Source organism: Klebsiella scottii, assembly GCF_036561945.1.
Lineage (GTDB): Bacteria > Pseudomonadota > Gammaproteobacteria > Enterobacterales > Enterobacteriaceae > Klebsiella > Klebsiella scottii.
The window spans coordinates 331,805-351,696 of the sequence record NZ_JARXNI010000018.1 but is presented as its reverse complement, the minus strand read 5'-3'; the positions used below and the strand labels follow the sequence as shown (position 1 = coordinate 351,696).

Annotated in this window: 18 protein-coding genes; 14 read left to right on the top strand and 4 right to left on the bottom strand. The window is 57.8% G+C overall.

The annotated features are described in order from the left end of the window. Positions 1-29: 29 nt before the first annotated feature. Together ubiC and ubiA are read left to right on the top strand one after the other, a co-directional pair. Complete coding sequence (ubiC, locus tag QFI97_RS03540; protein ID WP_095104872.1) at positions 30-527, top strand: chorismate lyase; 498 nt, start codon at positions 30-32, stop codon at positions 525-527. Positions 528-539: 12 nt separating this feature from the next. Continuing rightward, positions 540-1,409, top strand: a complete 870-nt coding sequence (gene ubiA, locus QFI97_RS03535; protein ID WP_095104874.1) for a 4-hydroxybenzoate octaprenyltransferase — start codon at positions 540-542, stop codon at positions 1,407-1,409. A 63-nt stretch (positions 1,410-1,472) separates the two neighbouring features. Here ubiA and plsB read toward each other — a convergent pair whose 3' ends face one another. Beyond that, a complete protein-coding gene (gene plsB / locus QFI97_RS03530) occupies positions 1,473-3,896 on the bottom strand; it encodes a glycerol-3-phosphate 1-O-acyltransferase PlsB (protein ID WP_331833794.1) in 2,424 nt (807 codons plus the stop codon). Positions 3,897-4,025: 129 nt separating this feature from the next. On the opposite strand from plsB, the gene QFI97_RS03525 reads away from it, so the two are divergent. The 4 genes from QFI97_RS03525 to QFI97_RS03510 all read left to right on the top strand — a co-directional run bounded on the left by QFI97_RS03525 (position 4,026) and on the right by QFI97_RS03510 (position 6,970). After that, positions 4,026-4,394 (top strand): diacylglycerol kinase, encoded by a 369-nt coding sequence (locus QFI97_RS03525; RefSeq protein ID WP_095104878.1) that lies wholly within the window; start codon positions 4,026-4,028, stop codon positions 4,392-4,394. Between the two features lie 243 nt (positions 4,395-4,637). Next, positions 4,638-5,246, top strand: coding sequence for a transcriptional repressor LexA (gene lexA / locus QFI97_RS03520; protein ID WP_095104880.1), 609 nt, complete (start codon positions 4,638-4,640; stop codon positions 5,244-5,246). A 71-nt stretch (positions 5,247-5,317) separates the two neighbouring features. Continuing rightward, complete coding sequence (dinF, locus tag QFI97_RS03515; protein ID WP_346430586.1) at positions 5,318-6,634, top strand: MATE family efflux transporter DinF; 1,317 nt, start codon at positions 5,318-5,320, stop codon at positions 6,632-6,634. 126 nt (positions 6,635-6,760) lie between these two features. Continuing rightward, positions 6,761-6,970 (top strand): CsbD family protein, encoded by a 210-nt coding sequence (locus tag QFI97_RS03510; protein ID WP_095104884.1) that lies wholly within the window; start codon positions 6,761-6,763, stop codon positions 6,968-6,970. 93 nt (positions 6,971-7,063) lie between these two features. On the opposite strand, the gene zur is transcribed toward QFI97_RS03510, so the two are convergent. Continuing rightward, entirely contained in the window at positions 7,064-7,579 is a 516-nt protein-coding gene (zur, locus tag QFI97_RS03505) for a zinc uptake transcriptional repressor Zur (protein WP_095104890.1), read from the bottom strand. Between the two features lie 114 nt (positions 7,580-7,693). Here zur and QFI97_RS03500 point away from each other — a divergent pair, with 114 nt between their 5' ends. The 3 genes from QFI97_RS03500 to pspG all read left to right on the top strand — a co-directional run bounded on the left by QFI97_RS03500 (position 7,694) and on the right by pspG (position 9,673). Further along, a complete protein-coding gene (locus tag QFI97_RS03500) occupies positions 7,694-8,182 on the top strand; it encodes a cupin domain-containing protein (protein ID WP_095104892.1) in 489 nt (162 codons plus the stop codon). A 103-nt stretch (positions 8,183-8,285) separates the two neighbouring features. Further along, on the top strand, positions 8,286-9,284 hold the full coding sequence (gene dusA, locus QFI97_RS03495; RefSeq protein ID WP_346430585.1) for a tRNA dihydrouridine(20/20a) synthase DusA: 999 nt from the start codon (positions 8,286-8,288) through the stop codon (positions 9,282-9,284). A gap of 146 nt (positions 9,285-9,430) precedes the next feature. After that, on the top strand, positions 9,431-9,673 hold the full coding sequence (pspG, locus tag QFI97_RS03490; RefSeq protein ID WP_331833791.1) for an envelope stress response protein PspG: 243 nt from the start codon (positions 9,431-9,433) through the stop codon (positions 9,671-9,673). Between the two features lie 608 nt (positions 9,674-10,281). Here pspG and QFI97_RS03485 read toward each other — a convergent pair. Beyond that, complete coding sequence (locus QFI97_RS03485; RefSeq protein WP_331833790.1) at positions 10,282-11,265, bottom strand: quinone oxidoreductase; 984 nt, start codon at positions 11,263-11,265, stop codon at positions 10,282-10,284. 63 nt (positions 11,266-11,328) lie between these two features. Here QFI97_RS03485 and dnaB point away from each other — a divergent pair, with 63 nt between their 5' ends. The 5 genes from dnaB (at position 11,329) to QFI97_RS03460 (ending at position 16,977) form a co-directional block, all read left to right on the top strand. Beyond that, positions 11,329-12,744, top strand: a complete 1,416-nt coding sequence (gene dnaB, locus QFI97_RS03480) for a replicative DNA helicase (RefSeq protein ID WP_045853454.1) — start codon at positions 11,329-11,331, stop codon at positions 12,742-12,744. A 143-nt stretch (positions 12,745-12,887) separates the two neighbouring features. Next, on the top strand, positions 12,888-13,967 hold the full coding sequence (gene alr / locus QFI97_RS03475) for an alanine racemase (protein WP_346430584.1): 1,080 nt from the start codon (positions 12,888-12,890) through the stop codon (positions 13,965-13,967). A 221-nt stretch (positions 13,968-14,188) separates the two neighbouring features. Beyond that, positions 14,189-15,382, top strand: coding sequence for an aromatic amino acid transaminase (tyrB, locus tag QFI97_RS03470; protein WP_346430583.1), 1,194 nt, complete (start codon positions 14,189-14,191; stop codon positions 15,380-15,382). A 286-nt stretch (positions 15,383-15,668) separates the two neighbouring features. After that, complete coding sequence (gene aphA / locus QFI97_RS03465) at positions 15,669-16,382, top strand: acid phosphatase AphA (protein WP_095104902.1); 714 nt, start codon at positions 15,669-15,671, stop codon at positions 16,380-16,382. Between the two features lie 238 nt (positions 16,383-16,620). Further along, positions 16,621-16,977, top strand: coding sequence for an MmcQ/YjbR family DNA-binding protein (locus tag QFI97_RS03460; RefSeq protein ID WP_095104904.1), 357 nt, complete (start codon positions 16,621-16,623; stop codon positions 16,975-16,977). On the opposite strand, the gene uvrA is transcribed toward QFI97_RS03460, so the two are convergent. Then, positions 16,978-19,803, bottom strand: coding sequence for an excinuclease ABC subunit UvrA (uvrA, locus tag QFI97_RS03455; protein ID WP_095104906.1), 2,826 nt, complete (start codon positions 19,801-19,803; stop codon positions 16,978-16,980). Between the last annotated feature and the right edge of the window lie 89 nt (positions 19,804-19,892).

The following is a 19,892-nucleotide window of genomic DNA, read 5'->3' as shown; positions in this document are numbered from 1 at the left end:
CCTTTACGTTATGTATCGGAGAATCAGGCATGTCACATCCTGCGCTTACGCAACTACGTGCGCTGCGCTATTTTGCCGCTATGCCCCCGCTGGAACCCTCGCTGCGCGACTGGCTGTTGCTGGAAGACTCAATGACCAAACGCTTTGAGCAACAAGGGAAAAAGGTTAGCGTTATGCTGGTCAACGAAGATTTTGTCGGACGCGAAGCGCTGGTCGGTGAAGAAGCGTTGCTGCCAGATGAAGAGCGCTACTGGCTGCGGGAAATCATTCTCTGCGCCGATGATGAACCCTGGCTGGCCGGGCGAACTATCGTGCCGGAATCGACGCTGAGCGGTCCCGAACTGGCGCTGCAGCAGCTTGGGCAGACGCCGCTGGGCCGCTATTTGTTCACCTCGTCGACGTTAACCCGTGACTTTATTGAAATTGGGCGTTATGCAGAGCTTTGGGGGCGTCGTTCCCGCCTCCGGCTGAGCGGTAAACCGCTGCTGCTGACAGAACTGTTTCTGCCTGCATCGCCGCTGTATTAAGAGGAAGAGAAAATGGAGTGGAGTCTGACGCAGAATAAGCTGTTGGCGTTTCATCGCCTGATGCGTACTGACAAACCGATCGGCGCGCTGCTGCTGCTGTGGCCGACGCTGTGGGCGCTATGGGTGGCGACGCCGGGTGTTCCGCCGCTGTGGATTCTGGCCGTTTTTGTCGCCGGAGTGTGGCTGATGCGCGCCGCCGGCTGCGTGGTCAACGATTATGCCGACCGCAAATTTGACGGCCACGTCAAGCGCACCGCGCGTCGTCCGCTGCCGAGCGGAGAGGTGACGGAGAAAGAGGCCCGGGTGCTGTTTGTCGTGCTGGTGCTGCTCTCGTTCCTGCTGGTGCTGACCCTCAACACCATGACCATTCTGCTGTCGGTGGCGGCGCTGGCTCTGGCGTGGGTCTATCCATTCATGAAGCGCTACACCCATCTGCCGCAGGTGGTGCTGGGGGCGGCGTTTGGCTGGTCGATTCCGATGGCCTTCTCCGCGGTGAGCGAATCGCTGCCGCTGAGCTGCTGGCTGATGTTCCTCGCCAACATTCTGTGGGCGGTGGCTTACGATACCCAGTATGCAATGGTTGACCGGGACGATGACCTTAAAATTGGCATCAAATCAACGGCGATTTTGTTTGGCGAAAACGATCGCGTGATTATCGGTATGCTGCAGATCGCGGTGCTGGTCCTGATGGCGGCGGTAGGGTGGCTGAACGGCCTGAGCTGGGAATATTACTGGTCGCTGTTTATCGCGGCGGGGCTGTTTTTCTGGCAGCAGAAGCTGATTTTCCGTCGTGAACGCGACGACTGCTTCAAAGCGTTTTTAAACAATAACTACGTTGGGCTGGTGCTGTTCCTCGGCCTGGCGATGGGCTATATGGCGTAGTTTTCCCTGGCAGGGTCCTGACTCCCCGGCTTACGTAGCGCAAGCCGGGGCAAGTCTCAGGCGCTACGCTTCATCCTGCGCGGCGCTTTCAATCGTCAGACGCACGTCCGATGTAATCAGGTTCGCCAGCATCTGGTAAACCTTCAGCGTCTCTTCCGGCTCGGCATCGCCGGTATCGCTAATATAGCCTTCGTCACGCAGCGTCAGTACCAGAGTGCTGAATACCGCCTTATCGAAGAACTCCGGCGCGTTGATGCCGTGCAGAACCGACAGGCGCTGGGCCATCGTACGGCTCTCTTTCTCCAGCGAACTGCGGTTAATCGAGGGATTAGCGCTCAGCAGCCAGAAGGTGATGGCATAGCGCTGGAGCGTTTCGCGCGCCCCGGCGGCCAGCAGCTGCAGCAGGCGGGAGTGCGACGGGTTGATGCTTATCTCGTCATCGCTCAGCGCCAGCAGGCCCTGGCGCTGCATCTCAGCGGTCAGCGCATCGATAACGCTCGCCAGCTCTTCTTTTTCCCAGCGCAGGAACAGCTCGGCCTTCAGCAGCGGATAGAACATCTCGACGTGACGCAGCACTTCCGTGCGGGTGATCCGTCGATGCTGGGTGACAATCGCCGCCAGCAGCGAAGGCATCATCAGCATATGGGCGATGTTGTTGCGATAGTAGGTCATCAGCACCGCCTGCTCGCGCGGCAGAATGATGATGTCGCCGATGGTGTCTTTCTCAACCTCGAACTTATTCATCTTCAGCGCGTGGTCAATCAGCTCGCTGGCGGAAGCCGGCGGCGTGGTCGCATCCGGAGAGTAAGGCACGTTACGCAGCAGATCGAGATAGCACTCCAGCTGCTGGGTCAGCTGCTCGCGGGTCAGCGAACGCTGGCGCGATGCCAGCAGAGCGGTACAGCACAGGTTCATGGCGTTCGCCGCGCCGGCGTTGTTGATGCGGACCATCAGATCGGAGGCGATGCTGTTTACCGTCGGCGTTAGCCACGACGGGCGAATGGCTTCGATAGGATCGATAGACTCGCGCCACTCCGGAACGTGCTGGTTGAGCCAGGTCATCAGCGGCAGCGGTTCGCCGAAGTTAACGTACCCCTGGCCGAGGTTACGCAGCTTGCTCAGGCCGCGCAGCATCTGCGGCAGGCTCTCTTTCTCTTTCGTCGCGCCGCGCAGCTCTTTGGCGTAGGTCCCGACTTCCATCACGTGCTCGTAGCCGATGTAGATCGGAACCAGCGTAATGGGTCGGGTGCCGCCGCGCAGCATCGCCTGGATAGTCATCGACAGGGTGCCGGTTTTCGGGTCCAGCAGGCGCCCGGTACGAGAGCGCCCGCCCTCCACGAAGTACTCTACCGAGTAGCCGCGGCTGAACAGTTCGCCAAGATATTCGCGGAACACCGTCGAGTAGAGCTTGTTGCCCTTAAACGTACGGCGAATAAAGAACGCGCCGCCGCGACGGAAAATCGGCCCTGCCGGCCAGAAGTTGAGGTTGATGCCGGCGGCGATATGCGGCGGCACCAGGCCCTGGTGGTAGAGCACGTAGGAGAGCAGCAGGTAGTCCATATGGCTGCGATGGCACGGAACGTAGACGATCTCGTGCCCTTCGTGCGCCAGCTGTCGCACGCGCTCGGCGTTATGAACGTTAATTCCCTGATACAGGCGGTTCCAGGTAAAGCCCAGCACGCGGTCGGTCAGGCGAATCATCTCGTAGGAGAAGTTTGCGGCGATCTCTTCCATCAGCGCGATAGCGTTTTGCTGCGCCTTCTCGTGGGAGATTTTCTTGCTGCGGGCTTCGTCTTCCACCGCGCGGGCGATGGCTTTTGACGCCAGCAGCTTGTTGAACAGATCCTGACGCGCCGGCAGACGCGGGCCGACCGCGGCCAGGCGCTGACGGGCGAAGTGCATACGCGCCACGCGGGCCAGCTTCTGAGCAATGGTTTTATCGGTTCCGTGCTCGGACGCCATTCGGCGTAGCGACACCGGCGGCGAGAAGCGCACGAAGCTGTCGCGGCCCAGCCACAGAACGGCGAAGAATTTCTGAATACCATTAAGCATGCGCAGCGGCGGATTGAGCTCGCCCTTTTCGCGCCCTGGCGCACGACCAAACATCACTGAAACCGGCACCATTTGCACGTCGAGGTCAGGGTGGTTGCGGTGCAGATCCAGGTAGTCGTGGAACAGCTTGATGGACTCTTCTTTCGGCGTGTAGTAGGTAAATACGCGCGGGCCGCCGTGGATAAAGACGTAGCGCGGCAGCAGGGTGCCGTCGATTTCTAACGGTTCGAGCGGATCGGGTAAATCGTGCTCCAGGCACTGCGCGCGCAGCGTCAGCAGGTCTGCCTTCGAGTTATAGGGCAGAACGTACATAATCGGACGCGAGGTATCCAGCCCTAATTCCTGAGCAGGCTCTGCGGGAATAGACTTGCTTTTTACCAGCAGCCGTAATGGTAAATTCAGTAATTTATAGTAAATTCGTTGCCAGCCGGACATAAACGATGTGAAGCCTCTGGTTAATCATGCAAATGCGCGGCAAGAATAACAGAAAGTGCGCAAAATTTCCGTTGCCACGCGGCAAACGCGTACACTCATTGACGTCATTTACATAAAAAGGTTCTTTTGATGGCCAATAATACCACCGGGTTAACCCGAATCATTAAAGCGGCAGGGTATTCCTGGAAAGGTTTTCGTGCGGCATGGATAAATGAGGCCGCCTTTCGTCAGGAAGGTATTGCCACCGTTATTGCCATTGCGATCGCCTGCTGGTTGGATGTTGACGCCATTACGCGCGTGCTGCTGATAGGCTCGGTCCTGATAGTGATGATAGTCGAAATTCTTAATAGCGCGATTGAGGCGGTGGTGGACCGGATTGGCTCCGACCACCATGAGCTTTCCGGACGCGCGAAGGATATGGGCTCTGCGGCGGTATTTCTGGCGATCGTCATTGCGCTGATCGTCTGGGTTACGCTGCTGTGGGCGCACTATCGCTAAGGGTCTGTAGCATCAGACTATTTGGTTTGGCGTCCGCGGGCTGGAGGCCGATCAACCTCCCTCCACGCGGCCTGTTTTGCGTCGTGTGGAGCAGAAACGCTCCGCCGCAATCCCCCTGCGTTAGCTGGCCGCAGCGCGCGGCAAACGAAAAGAATCTCCTGATTTTTGTGTGAAATTTGATTCCAAAATCACCGTTAGCTGTATATACTCACAGCATAACTGTATATACACCCAGGGGGCGGAATGAAAGCGTTAACGACCAGGCAGCAAGAGGTGTTTGATCTCATCAGAGATCATATCAGCCAGACTGGCATGCCGCCGACGCGTGCGGAAATTGCTCAGCGCTTGGGGTTCCGTTCCCCAAACGCGGCGGAAGAACACCTGAAAGCGCTGGCGCGTAAAGGCGCAATCGAGATCATTTCCGGTGCCTCTCGCGGTATTCGTCTGCTGACTGAAGAAGAGCCCGGCCTGCCGCTGATTGGCCGCGTGGCTGCCGGTGAGCCGCTGCTGGCGCAGCAGCACATCGAAGGCCACTTCCAGGTCGATCCGGCAATGTTCAAGCCGAGCGCCGACTTCCTGCTGCGCGTCAGCGGAATGTCGATGAAAGACATTGGTATTCTGGACGGCGATCTGCTGGCGGTACACAAAACGCAGGATGTGCGTAACGGGCAGGTTGTGGTCGCACGTATCGATGAAGAAGTGACGGTTAAACGCCTTAAAAGGCAGGGTAACGTCGTCGAACTGCTGCCGGAAAATAGCGAGTTTTCACCAATCGTAGTGAACCTACGCGAGCAAAACTTTACCATTGAAGGTCTGGCCGTCGGCGTAATCCGCAACGGCGAGTGGCTGTAAGCGCCTTCTCTTAACGCAGCATCGTCTGATGCATGATGCTGCGCTGTCTCTCCTCGCTCAGGCTTTCCCTCATGCTTTTTAATGCCGCTGATAAGGCCCTGTGGCGCCTGGCGCTACCGATGATTTTCTCCAATATCACCGTCCCGCTGCTGGGCCTGGTGGATACTGCGGTTATCGGCCATCTTGATAGCCCGGTTTACCTGGGCGGCGTGGCGGTCGGGGCTACGGCTACCAGCTTCCTGTTCATGCTGCTGCTCTTTCTGCGAATGAGTACCACCGGCCTGACGGCGCAGGCGTTTGGCGCAAAGGACCCCGTGCGCCTGGCGCGAGCGCTGGTGCAGCCGCTTGGGCTGGCGCTGGCCGCCGGTCTGCTGATCGTTCTGTTTCGTATGCCGCTCATTAACCTGGCGCTGCATATCGTCGGCGGCAGCGAAGCGGTGCTGGAACAGGCCCGGCGTTTCCTGGAGATCCGCTGGCTGAGCGCCCCGGCATCGTTAGCTAACCTGGTGCTGCTGGGCTGGCTGCTGGGCGTCCAGTATGCCCGTGCGCCGGTGATCCTGCTGATTGTCGGCAACCTGCTGAATATTGTCCTCGATCTGTGGCTGGTGATGGGGCTGCACATGAACGTGCAGGGCGCGGCGCTGGCGACGGTGACCGCCGAATATGCCACCTTTATCATTGGCCTGCTGATGGCGAAACGCGTGCTGACGCTGCGGGGCGTGTCATTCTCTATGCTGAAGGGCGCCTGGCGCGGCGATCTCCGGCGGCTGCTGGCCCTCAACCGCGACATCATGCTGCGTTCGCTGCTGCTGCAGCTCTGCTTTGGCGCGGTGACCGTTTTCGGCGCGCGTCTGGGGGGCGATATCGTGGCGGTGAACGCCATTCTGATGACCATGCTAACCTTCACCGCCTATGCGTTGGACGGCTTTGCCTATGCCGTGGAGGCCCACTCCGGGCAGGCCTACGGCGCGCGCGATGGCAGCAAGCTGCTGGAGGTGTGGCGTGCGGCCTGTCGGCAGTCAGGCATGGTCGCGCTGGCTTTTGCGCTGATCTACAGCGTGGCGGGAGAGCAGATTATCGCTCTGCTGACCTCGATACCCTCGCTCCAGCAGCTCGCCGACCGCTATCTGCTGTGGCAGATGATTTTGCCGGTGGTCGGCGTCTGGTGTTATCTGCTGGACGGCATGTTTATCGGCGCGACGCGCGGCAGCGAAATGCGCAACAGCATGGCGGTGGCCGCCGTGGGCTTTGCCGTAACCCTGCTGACGCTGCCGGTGCTCGGTAACCACGGCCTGTGGCTGGCGCTGACGGTATTCCTGGCGCTGCGAGGTCTGTCGCTGGCGCTGATCTGGCGACGGCACTGGCGGCGCGGCACCTGGTTTTCATAACGTCTTTTGGTGTGAAAATGGTTAAAGATTCCGAATAATAAAATTAACACAGAATTCTCATCTATAGTTAATCATATGTCCGGCACACAGCGGGCTGTTAACTCACCGAACGATGAGGACTGAATCATGAATAAAGACGAAATCGGCGGTAACTGGAAACAGTTAAAAGGTAAAGCGAAAGAGCAATGGGGCAAGCTTACCGACGATGATATGACCGTCATCGAGGGTAAGCGCGACCAGCTGGTCGGTAAAATCCAGGAGCGTTACGGCTACGCTAAAGATCAGGCAGAAAAAGAAGTGTCTGACTGGGAAACCAAAAATGACCATCGCTGGTAGCGACGAGATGTAGAGCGTTAACCCTTTGTTATTGCCTGCCTGAACGGTACAAGGATGTACTAAAAATCCCTGATTCCCGCTGCGGCCAACGCCTCAGCGGGCTTTCTTTTTAGTCTGGATGGTGTGGTCATGGTGGCAGTGCCCCGGCGTGTTGCAGGCCTCTACCTCGACGCAGCCCGCGCACAGGCCGTGCGCTTCGATCACGTTATGGCGCAGGGCGAAGCCCATTTTGGCCGCCAGCGTATGCATGATGTCCTCTACGCCTTCCGCGCACTCTTCTTTAACCACCCCGCAGCGATCGCAGATAAACATCGCTGAACTATGGGTTGGCTGATCGAACAGGTGACACAGCACGTAGCTGTTGGTTGATTCCACCTTGTGCACGAAGCCCTGCTCAAGCAGAAACTCCAGCGCCCGGTAGACCGTCGGAGGCTTAGCCTGCGGCTCTTTACCGCGCAGGAGATCGAGCAAATCGTAGGCGCTGATCGCCCCCTGCTGTAGACTCATCAGGCGCAACACTTCAAGGCGCTGCGGAGTCAGGCGCACGCCCCGCTGCGCGCAGAGCTTTTCAGCATGCGCTAACATGTCTTGCGAAGTGGACTTATCCATGAGCATCCTCTGGTTGCGTAACGATGAAGTTGTTACTTTATCACGATCCAGGCAAAACGCCGAGAACCCACGGTTTGTGCTATACCTGATGCATCTCATTTTCGGGAGAAAACGATGAAACGACCTGATTGCATTCGACATTGGCGCGAGATGGAGGGGCCGGATGATGCCACCTATCCCGACAGCAGCGAGCTCTTTTCCATCGGCGCACCGCTGGCCCGTGGTTTAAGGCTAAACCGGCTGGGGATCCATCATGAGCGCCTGCCGCCAGGGCGTCGTACCTCTTATCCGCATGCGGAAAGCGATGAAGAAGAGTTCATCTACGTGCTAGAGGGGTATCCGGAAGTGTGGATAAACGGCTATCTGTGGAAGCTGGAGCCGGGGGATTGCGTCGGTTTTCCCGCCGGTACCGGGGTATGCCACACCTTCCTGAATAACACCGAGGAGGAGGCATGCCTGCTGGTGGTTGGCGAAGCGAATAAAAAATTTAACCGGATCTACTATCCGCTTAACCCCAGCTATGCCGCGACGCGTCAGGATCGCTGGGTCGACCATCCGCCGCAGTTCTTCGGTCCTCACGACGGTAAGCCGCGCAGGAAATAGCGTTTTTTTCCAGCGCAGGATACGGCCATTGGCGCTATGCGCCTGTGGTTTATCTTTGTGCTATAGTAGCGCCCCTTTTTACCCGGATGCCTATTTATTCGCCATGATGCCAGAATCAACGTCTACCGCCTTTGCTGCCCACCGTTTTTCCATCGCCCCGATGCTCGACTGGACCGACAGGCACTGCCGCTACTTCCTGCGCCAGCTGTCGCGCCATACGCTGCTGTACACCGAAATGGTGACCACCGGGGCGATTATTCACGGTAAAGGCGACTATCTGGCCTACAGCGAAGAAGAGCATCCCGTTGCGCTACAGCTGGGCGGTAGCGATCCGGCCGCGCTGGCGCAGTGTGCGAAGCTGGCGGAAGCGCGCGGCTATGATGAGATCAATCTCAACGTCGGCTGCCCGTCTGACCGCGTGCAGAACGGGATGTTTGGCGCCTGCCTGATGGGCAATGCGCCGCTGGTTGCCGACTGCATTAAAGCGATGCGCGACGTGGCCTCGATTCCGGTCACGGTAAAAACCCGAATCGGCATTGATGACCAGGATAGCTATGCGTTCCTGTGTGATTTCATCAATACCGTATCCGGGAAAGGCGAATGCGATATGTTTATCATCCACGCCCGCAAAGCCTGGCTTTCCGGCCTGAGCCCGAAAGAGAACCGCGAGATCCCGCCTCTGGACTACCCGCGCGTCTATCAGCTAAAACGTGATTTTCCGCATCTGACGATGGCGATCAACGGCGGGATCAGGTCGCTGGAAGAAGCGAAGCTACACCTTGAGCATATGGACGGTGTGATGGTGGGGCGCGAGGCGTACCAGAATCCAGGCATGCTGACCTCCGTTGACCGGGAGATTTTTGCGGCCAATGGCGCGGATACTGACCCGGTTGCCGTGGTGCGCGCCATGTATCCGTATATTGAGCGTGAGCTGAGCAACGGGACCTATCTTGGCCATGTGACCCGCCATATGCTGGGCCTGTTCCAGGGGATCCCCGGCGCTCGCCAGTGGCGTCGCTACCTGAGTGAGAACGCGCATAAGGCCGGTGCCGATATCAACGTCCTGGAACACGCGCTGAAGCTGGTCGCCGATAAGCGTTAACGTTTCGCTGTTTCGCTAAAATTTAGTCAAATACGCCACGCCCTGAAATAAAAATCAGGGCGTTTTTCTTTAAATTCAATAGATTATAATTGGCACGCTTCTTGTAATGTCTGAGTACAAAGGGCTATTGCTTGGGAGAGAAGAAGATGCTGGAACTGCTATTTATCATTGGTTTTTTTGTCATGCTGCTGGTAACCGGCGTATCGCTGCTGGGCATTATTGCCGCCATTGTTGCGGCGACGGCGCTGATGTTCGTTGGCGGCCTGTTTGCGATGATGATTAAACTGCTGCCGTGGCTGCTGCTAGCCGTTGCGGTGGTATGGGTGATTCGGGCGATAAATACGCCAAAAATCACCCACTACCGTAGCAACAACCGCTGGCGTTATTAAGGTAGTGAGTGGTAGGTCACAACCTGAGGAATTTTGCATAAAACGGCGTAGGTTTTGCTTATTAAATCTGTCACTATTAGCGCGTTAATGAATTCATCGCGCTGTACCCTACATACAGCCGAACTAAAAAAAGTCAGGGCTTCCATATGGAAGCCCTAAACTTTTCCCCCTCCCGTCATACTTCAGACTACAGGTGCGTTGGCTACGTTAACTCACCCCGGTCACTTACTGGAGTAAGCTCCCGGGGATTCGCTATCTTGCCGCCTTCCTGTAGCCCGAATTATTTAGGGAGGGCTTCTCGTCATACTTCAGACTACAGGTGCGTTGGCTACGTTAACTCACCCCGGTCACTTACTGGAGTAAGCTCCCGGGGTTTCGCTATCTTGCCGCCTTCCTGTAGCCCGAATTATTTAGGGAGGGCTTCTCGTCATACTTCAGACTACAGGTGCGTTGGCTACGTTAACTCACCCCGGTCACTTACTGGAGTAAGCTCCCGGGGATTCGCTATCTTGCCGCCTTCCTGTAGCCCGAATTATTTAGGGAGGGCTTCCCGTCATACTTCGAACTACAGAAGCGTTGGCAGCGTTAACCTTGCCTCGACTTACTCGTTACGGCAGCAGAAGGCTTGAGCCTTCGGTGGCGCGGCTCTCGAGAACCTCGTGCGCGCGTCGCGCGTCGGCCAGCGGATATTTTTGGCTCTCCGCTACGTCGACGTTTATCACGCCGCTGGCGATCAGCGAAAAGAGTTCGTTACTGGCTTCCACCAGCTCTTCGCGGCTGGTGATATAGCCCTGCAGAGAAGGGCGGGTCACGTACAGCGAGCCTTTCTGATTGAGGATCCCCAGATTAACGCCGGTAACCGGTCCGGAGGAGTTGCCGAAGCTGACCATCAATCCTCGGCGCTGCAGACAGTCGAGCGAAGCTTCCCAGGTGTCTTTGCCCACGGAATCATAGACCACGTGAACTTTTTTCCCCTCGGTAATCTCTTTCAGCCGCTCGGCGATATTCTCTTCACGATAGTTGATCGTCTGCCAGGCTCCGGCCTGCTTCGCGCGCTGCGCTTTTTGCGCGCTGCCGACGGTGCCGATGAGCCTGGCGCCCAGCGCTTTTGCCCACTGGCAGGCTATCAGCCCGACGCCACCGGCCGCAGCGTGGAACAGGAACGTCTCGCCGGCTTTGATTTCGTAGGTTTTACGCAGCAAATAATAGACCGTCAGACCCTTAAGGAAGGAGGCCGCGGCCTGCTCGAAAGAGATGGCCGCAGGTAAAATTGCGGCTTTATCGGCGGGGACATTATGCACCGAGCTGTAAGCGCCCAGCGCCGACTGGGCGTACACGACGCGATCGCCGGCTTTAATATGCGTGACGCCGCGCCCGACCTTGCTTACTACGCCGGCGGCTTCGGTACCTAATCCGCTCGGAAGCGAAGGGGGCGGATAGAGGCCGCTGCGAATATAGGTATCGATGTAGTTGATACCAATAGCTTTGTTTTCTACCTGTATCTCGTGTTCTGCCGGATCCCCTGCAACAAAATCCACCACCTGCAGAACTTCCGGGCCACCGTGCTTGTGAAATTCAATACGTGTTGCCATGCTTCCTCCTGAACTATGTGGTAACCTTTCGAGCCAATTTCTATAGCGGGAATTCCATTCAATATGGCAGGAAATAAACCCTTCAACAAACCCCAGACTGAACCCCGAGTCCGCGATCCTCAGGTAGCCGGGTTGAAAGTCCCGCCGCACTCGATTGAAGCGGAACAGTCGGTGTTGGGCGGTTTAATGCTGGACAACGAGCGCTGGGACGACGTCGCCGAGCGCGTTGTTGCAGAAGATTTTTACACGCGTCCGCACCGTCATATCTTTATTGAAATGGCCCGCCTGCAGGAAACCGGCAGCCCGATTGACCTCATTACGCTCGCGGAATCGCTGGAGCGTCAGGGGCAGCTGGACAGCGTAGGCGGCTTCGCCTATCTGGCAGAACTCTCAAAAAATACGCCAAGCGCGGCGAACATTAGCGCTTATGCCGATATCGTGCGTGAACGTGCCGTTGTCCGGGAAATGATCTCGGTGGCGAACGAAATTGCCGAAGCGGGCTTTGACCCCCAGGGCCGCACCAGCGAAGATCTGCTGGATCTGGCGGAGTCCCGGGTCTTTAAGATCGCCGAGAGCCGCGCGAATAAAGACGAAGGTCCGAGAAATATCGCCGAAGTGCTTGATGCGACCGTTGCGCGTATCGAACAGCTGTTCCAGCAGCCGCACGACGGCGTTACCGGCGTGAATACCGGCTATGACGACCTGAATAAAAAGACGGCGGGTTTGCAGCCGTCGGATTTGATTATCGTCGCGGCGCGTCCGTCGATGGGTAAAACGACATTTGCGATGAACATCGTCGAAAATGCGGCGATGTTGCAGGATAAGCCGGTACTGATTTTCAGCCTTGAGATGCCATCGGAACAGATTATGATGCGTACCCTGGCCTCGCTGTCGCGCGTCGATCAGACGCGTATTCGTACCGGCCAGCTCGATGACGAAGACTGGGCGCGGATTTCGGGCACCATGGGCATTCTGCTGGAAAAGCGCAATATCTATATCGATGACTCCTCCGGCCTGACGCCGACGGAAGTGCGCTCCCGCGCCCGGCGTATCGCCCGCGAACACGGCGGGATTGGCCTGATCATGATCGACTACCTGCAGCTGATGCGGGTGCCGTCGCTCTCCGATAACCGTACGCTGGAAATCGCCGAAATCTCCCGCTCGTTGAAGGCGCTGGCCAAAGAGCTGCAGGTGCCGGTGGTGGCGCTGTCGCAGCTGAACCGCTCGCTGGAACAGCGCGCGGATAAGCGCCCGGTAAACTCCGATCTGCGTGAATCAGGTTCTATCGAGCAGGATGCCGACTTAATCATGTTTATCTATCGTGATGAGGTTTATCACGAGAACAGCGACCTGAAAGGCATCGCCGAAATTATTATTGGTAAGCAGCGTAACGGCCCAATTGGTACGGTACGTCTGACGTTTAACGGGCAATGGTCGCGCTTCGATAACTATGCCGGCCCTCAGTATGATGATGAGTAAATCTCCGTCGTCCTTCACGTCGCAGGTGCGTTGACTCGCCCGCCCGCCTCGGTCACTTAGTTCATTAAGCTTCCGGGGCCCTCTGGCCTGTCGCCTTCCCGCAGCGCGATGGATACGGGCGATTCTTTTATTAAGGAATTTAAATGCAAGCGGCAACTGTAGTCATTAACCGCCGCGCTCTGCGACACAACCTGCAACGTCTGCGTGAACTGGTACCCGCCAGCAAGCTGGTTGCAGTCGTGAAAGCGAACGCTTACGGACACGGTCTTATCGAGACCGCGCGAACGCTCCCTGATGCCGACGCCTTTGGCGTCGCCCGTCTTGAAGAAGCCTTACGCCTGCGGGCGGGCGGCATCACTCAGCCTATCCTGCTGCTGGAAGGTTTTTTTGCGGCCACCGATCTGCCGGTTATCGCCGCCCAGCGGCTGCAAACGGCGGTGCATAGCCCCGAACAGCTGGCAGCGCTGGAAAGCGCGGAGCTGAGCGAACCGGTCAGCGTCTGGATGAAGCTCGATACCGGCATGCATCGGCTGGGCGTCCTGCCGGAACAGGCGGAGGCGTTCTACCAGCGCCTGAGCCGGTGTAAAAACGTCCGCCAGCCGGTGAACGTCGTCAGCCACTTTGCCCGGGCGGATGAGCCGGAATGCGGGGCCACCGAGCGGCAGCTGGATATCTTCACCACCTTCACCGATGGCAAGCCGGGACTGCGCTCTATCGCCGCCTCCGGCGGGATTTTGCTGTGGCCGCAGTCGCACTTCGACTGGGCGCGTCCGGGCATTATTCTCTACGGCGTGTCGCCGTTGGAGCATCAATCCACCGGGGCCGATTTCGGCTGCAGGCCGGTGATGTCGCTGACGTCGAGCCTGATTGCCGTTCGCGAGCATAAAGCGGGTGAGCCGGTGGGCTACGGCGGGACCTGGATTAGCGAACGCCATACCCGGCTGGGCGTAGTGGCGATGGGCTACGGCGATGGCTATCCGCGCGCCGCGCCGTCCGGTACGCCGGTGCTGGTTAACGGCCGGGAAGTGCCGATTGTCGGCCGCGTGGCAATGGATATGATCTGCGTGGACCTCGGCCCCGAGGCGCAGGATAAGTCCGGCGATCCGGTGGTGCTGTGGGGGGAAGGTTTACCCGTTGAACGGATTGCAGAAATTACAAAAGTAAGTGCTTACGAACTTATCACGCGCCTGACTTCTCGCGTTGCGATGAAGTACGTCGATTAATCCTGATTTGCCGCAACGTTCCCCGGTGGCGCTACGGTTACCGGGACCGGGGCGATACGCGACAGCCCGGCTACGGCGTTAACGCCGCGAGCCGGGGAAAAGCTCCGGTTGCGCTCGGTGGGGCGATCGACGTCGGCTATCCGCCAACATCCTCTCGACCTGCCACGGCTTCCGGTTTATTGTGTTATTACCTGCCTTTTGTAAACTTGGAGAAACATCGCGTGTTTCAGAAAGTTGACGCCTACGCTGGCGACCCCATTCTTTCCCTGATGGAGCGTTTCAAAGAAGATCCGCGGAGTGACAAAGTAAACCTCAGCATCGGTTTGTACTATAACGAAGACGGCATTATCCCGCAGCTGCAGGCGGTGGCGGAAGCGGAAGCGCGTCTTAACGCGCAGCCGCACGGCGCCTCGCTGTATCTGCCGATGGAAGGTCTGAATCCTTACCGTAGCGCCATTGCGCCGCTGCTGTTTGGCGCCGAGCATCCGGTACTGCTGCAACAGCGCGTCGCTTCCATTCAGACGCTGGGCGGTTCCGGCGCGCTGAAAGTGGGCGCGGATTTCCTGAAACGCTACTTCCCGCAGGCGCGCGTATGGGTCAGCGATCCGACGTGGGAAAACCACATCGCCATCTTTGAAGGGGCTGGCTTCGAAGTAAGTACTTACCCTTGGTTTGATAATGAGACCAACGGCGTGCGCTTTGACGCGCTGCTCGAGACGCTGCGGACGCTGCCTGAAGGCGACATCGTGCTGCTGCATCCGTGCTGCCATAACCCGACCGGCGCCGATCTGAGCCATGCCCAGTGGGATGAAGTCGCAAAAGTGCTGAAAGCGCGCAGCCTGATCCCTTTCCTCGACATCGCCTATCAGGGCTTTGGCGCGGGAATGGACGATGATGCCTGGGCGATCCGCACGATTGCCAGCGCCGGCATGCCGATGCTGGTCAGCAACTCGTTCTCGAAAATCTTCTCCCTGTACGGCGAGCGCGTCGGCGGTCTGTCGGTGGTTTGCGAAGATTCAGAGACCGCGAGCCGCGTACTGGGACAGCTGAAGGCGACCGTACGCCGCAACTACTCCAGCCCGCCGAGCTTCGGGGCGCAGGTTGTCGCCGCCGTGCTGAACGACGCGGAGCTGAAGGCTTCATGGCTGGCGGAAGTCGAAGAGATGCGCACGCGCATTTTAGCGATGCGCCAGGAGCTGGTGAACGTCCTGAAAGACGCGGTACCCGGCGTTAATTTCGACTACCTGCTCAAGCAGCGCGGTATGTTTAGCTACACGGGATTCAGCGCCGCTCAGGTCGATCGCCTGCGTGAAGAGTTTGGCGTCTACCTGATTTCCAGCGGCAGGATGTGCGTGGCGGGTCTTAACTCGCGCAACGTTCAGCGCGTCGCACAGGCATTTTCTGCAGTGATATAATCCCGCGGTAATATCCGGCCCTTTCTGGTGTTAAGGAGAGGGCAATTCCCTTCCTGAAGTGTGATCATTCTCTTTTTCTATGACATCCGAGGAGAAACCTCTTTTCATCACCGGATGCGGAGGTTAAGGTCATGGTGAATTTATAAGCATCCACATTATTGAAAATTATAATGATTCGATTATTTACACACGCAATCATGCAAAATGCGTCAAAGCCCCAGGGAGCGTTCGTCTAACCGTGGCCGTCAAAGAGGCAGTTTGAATGATGACGTTTACAGGGATAAATATGCGCAAAATCACTCTGGCCTTCGGGGCCGTCTGCCTGCTGTTCACGCTAAATAGCGCCGTCGTTGCCCGCGCGTCTACGCCGCAGCCCCTCTCTACGGGGACCAACGTCGCTAAACTCGCTGAACAGGCGCCGATTCACTGGGTATCGGTGGCGCAGATTGAAAATAGCCTGCTGGGGCGCCCGCCGATTGCGGTGGGCTTTGATATTGACGATACCGTGCTGTTTTCCAGCCCAGGATTCTGGCGCGGCCAGAAAACGTTCTCTCCCGGCAGCGATGCTTACCTGAAAAATCCCGAGTTTTGGGAAAAAATGAACAACGGCTGGGATGATTTCAGCATGCCGAAAGAGGTCGCGCGTCAGCTGATTGCGATGCACGTTAAGCGCGGCGATAGCATCTATTTTGTGACCGGACGCAGTCAGACCAAAACCGAAACGGTATCGAAAACCTTGCAGGATGATTTCCTGATCCCCGCGGCAAGCATGAATCCGGTTATTTTTGCCGGCGATAAGCCGGGGCAGAATACGAAAACCCAGTGGCTGCAGGAGAAAGATATTAAGGTCTTCTACGGCGACTCGGATAACGATATTGGCGCAGCCCGTGAAGCGGGCGCGCGAGGCATTCGCATTCTGCGCGCCTCCAACTCCTCCTACAAGCCTTTACCGATGGCCGGCGCTCAAGGGGAAGAGGTTATTGTGAACTCCGACTACTGATCGTCTGCGGGCGAAATGATAGCGAGCAACAGCGGCAGCCAGCGGGCTGCCGTTTTTTTGTACAAAATCCGCCCCGGAAGGTTTTACCTTTTCGCTTATTGCTGCACACTTAGAAAGATTCATTCGCAGCATGAATGGCTTATCTGGCATCGACAGCCGGGCCGCGGTATGGCTCGCGGAATATCGCATTCACGGCGGTTCGCGCTATCGCGTCGCGTCGCTCATGGGGGAATATTAGATGACAATATCGGAGTTATTGCGCTACTGCATGGCTAAACCTGGCGCGGAGCAAAGCGAACACAGCGACTGGAAGGCTACGCAGATTAAAGTGTCGGACGTGCTGTTTGCGATGGTCAAGGAGGTGGAGGATAAGCGCCCTGCGGTGTCGCTGAAGGCCAGCCCGGAACTTGCCGAGCTTCTGCGGGAGCAGCATGTTGACGTTCGCCCTAGCCGGCATTTAAACAAGGCCCACTGGAGTACGGTGTTCCTTGATGGTTCGCTGCCGGATTCGCAGATTTACTACCTGGTCGACGCCTCTTATCAGCAGGCGATTCGGCTGCTGTCGGAGCCGACCCGACAGCAGCTTTCGCAGTGATTAGCCCAGCAACGGCTTGAGGAAATGCGCGGTGTACGAGGCTTCGCACTCGGCAACCGTCTCCGGGGTCCCGGAGACGAGAATTTCCCCGCCGCCGCTGCCGCCTTCCGGCCCGAGGTCCACAATCCAGTCCGCGGTTTTGATGACGTCCAGGTTGTGCTCAATGACCACGATGGTGTTGCCCTGATCGCGCAGCTGATGCAGAACGTCCAGCAGCTGCTGGATATCGGCGAAGTGCAGACCGGTCGTCGGCTCATCGAGAATATACAGCGTCTGCCCGGTTCCGCGCTTCGACAGCTCGCGAGCCAGCTTCACGCGCTGAGCTTCACCGCCGGACAGCGTGGTCGCCGACTGGCCAAGGCGGATATAGGTCAGGCCTACGTCCATCAGGGTTTGCAGCTTACGCGCCAGCGCCGGCACGGCATCGAAGAACTCGCGCGCCTCTTCGATGGTCATATCCAGCACTTCATGGATAGTTTTGCCCTTGTACTTAATCTCCAGCGTTTCGCGGTTATAGCGCTTGCCCTTGCACTGGTCACACGGAACGTAGATATCCGGCAGGAAGTGCATCTCGACCTTGATCACGCCATCGCCCTGACAGGCTTCACAGCGGCCGCCGCGAACGTTAAAGCTAAAGCGCCCCGGCGTGTAGCCGCGTGAACGTGATTCCGGCACGCCGGCGAACAGTTCGCGTACCGGCGTAAACACGCCGGTATAGGTTGCCGGGTTAGAGCGCGGCGTGCGGCCAATGGGGCTCTGGTCGATATCGATAACCTTATCGAAATGCTCCAGCCCCTGCACATCGCGATACGGCGCCGGTTCGGCGATAGTCGCACCGTTGAGCTGGCGCTGGGCGATCGGGAACAGCGTATCGTTAATCAGCGTTGATTTACCCGAGCCGGACACGCCGGTAATGCAGGTAAATAAACCGACCGGCAGCGTCAGGGTAACGTCCTTCAGGTTGTTACCGCGTGCGCCGGTCAGCTTCAGCACCTTTTGCGGATCGGCGGCTACGCGCTGTTTAGGTACTTCAATCTTGCGCTTGCCGCTCATGTACTGCCCGGTCAGGGATTCAGGCACCGCCATAATATCCTGCAGCGTGCCCTCTGCCACCACCTCCCCGCCGTGCACGCCAGCGCCGGGACCGATATCGATCACGTGGTCAGCGGCGCGAATAGCGTCTTCATCATGCTCAACGACAATGACCGTATTACCCAGATTACGCAGGTGAACCAGCGTCCCGAGCAGGCGTTCGTTGTCGCGCTGATGCAGGCCGATGGACGGTTCATCGAGAACGTACATCACCCCGACCAGCCCGGCACCTATCTGGCTTGCCAGGCGGATACGCTGGGCTTCACCGCCGGACAGCGTCTCTGCCGAACGCGAGAGCGTCAGGTAGTTCAGGCCGACGTTGACGAGGAATTTCAGGCGATCGCCGATCTCCTTCAGCACCTTTTCAGCGATTTGCGCCCGCTGGCCGGAGAGCTTCAGGTTGTTGAAGAAGTCCATCGCGTGGCCAATGCTCATATCGGAGATAGTGGGCAGCGGCGTATTTTCGACGAATACGTGGCGCGCTTCGCGGCGCAGACGGGTGCCATCACAGCTGGTACAGGAGCGGTTGCTGATAAACTTCGCCAGCTCTTCGCGCACCGCGCTGGATTCGGTTTCTTTGTAGCGACGTTCCATATTGTGCAGAACGCCTTCGAACGGATGGCGGCGTACGGAGGTGTCCCCGCGATCGTTCATGTACTTGAATTCAATGTTCTCTTTGCCTGAGCCGGACAGAATCACTTTCTGCACGTCGGCATTGAGTGTGCCCCACGGCGCTTCGATATCGAACTGGTAATGCTCAGCCAGCGACTTCAGCATCTGGAAATAATAGAAGTTACGCCGATCCCAGCCGCGGATCGCGCCGCCAGCCAGCGACAGCTCCGGGTTTTGGATAACCCGTTCGGGATCGAAATACTGCTGCACGCCAAGGCCGTCGCAGGTTGGGCAGGCGCCGGCGGGGTTGTTGAAGGAGAACAGCCGAGGTTCCAGTTCGCGCATGCTGTAGCCGCAAATCGGGCAGGCGAAGTTGGCGGAGAACAGCAGCTCTTCCGCTTTCGGGTCGTCCATATTGGCGACAACGGCGGTCCCTCCGGAGAGATCCAGCGCGGTCTCAAACGATTCGGCCAGCCGCTGGGAGAGATCGTCACGCACCTTGAAGCGATCGATAACCACTTCGATGGTGTGTTTCTTTTGCAGCTCAAGCTTTGGCGGATCGGAGAGATCGCAGACTTCGCCGTCGATCCTCGCCCGGATATAGCCCTGGCTCGCAAGGTTTTCCAGGGTCTTGGTATGCTCGCCTTTACGCTCTTTAATGATTGGCGCCAGCAGCATCAGGCGCTGGCCTTCAGGCTGGGAAAGTACGTTGTCGACCATCTGGCTGACGGTTTGCGCCGCCAGCGGGACGTCGTGGTCCGGGCAGCGCGGTTCGCCGACGCGGGCGTACAGCAGACGCAGATAGTCGTGAATTTCGGTAATGGTGCCTACCGTAGAGCGGGGGTTATGGGACGTTGATTTCTGTTCGATGGAAATCGCCGGCGACAGCCCCTCGATATGGTCGACATCCGGCTTCTCCATCAGCGACAGGAACTGACGCGCGTAGGCGGAGAGCGATTCAACGTAACGACGCTGCCCTTCGGCATACAGCGTGTCGAAAGCCAGTGAGGATTTGCCTGATCCTGAAAGCCCGGTGACGACAATCAGCTTGTCGCGGGGGATAACGAGGTTGATGTTTTTGAGATTATGGGTGCGGGCGCCCCGAACTTCGATCTTATCCATTCACCTTTCCCGGTAGGTAGATACACGGATTGCCTGGTTTGTATGAAGAACAAACGGCGGAAACGGCTAATTATGGCACAATCCGACCT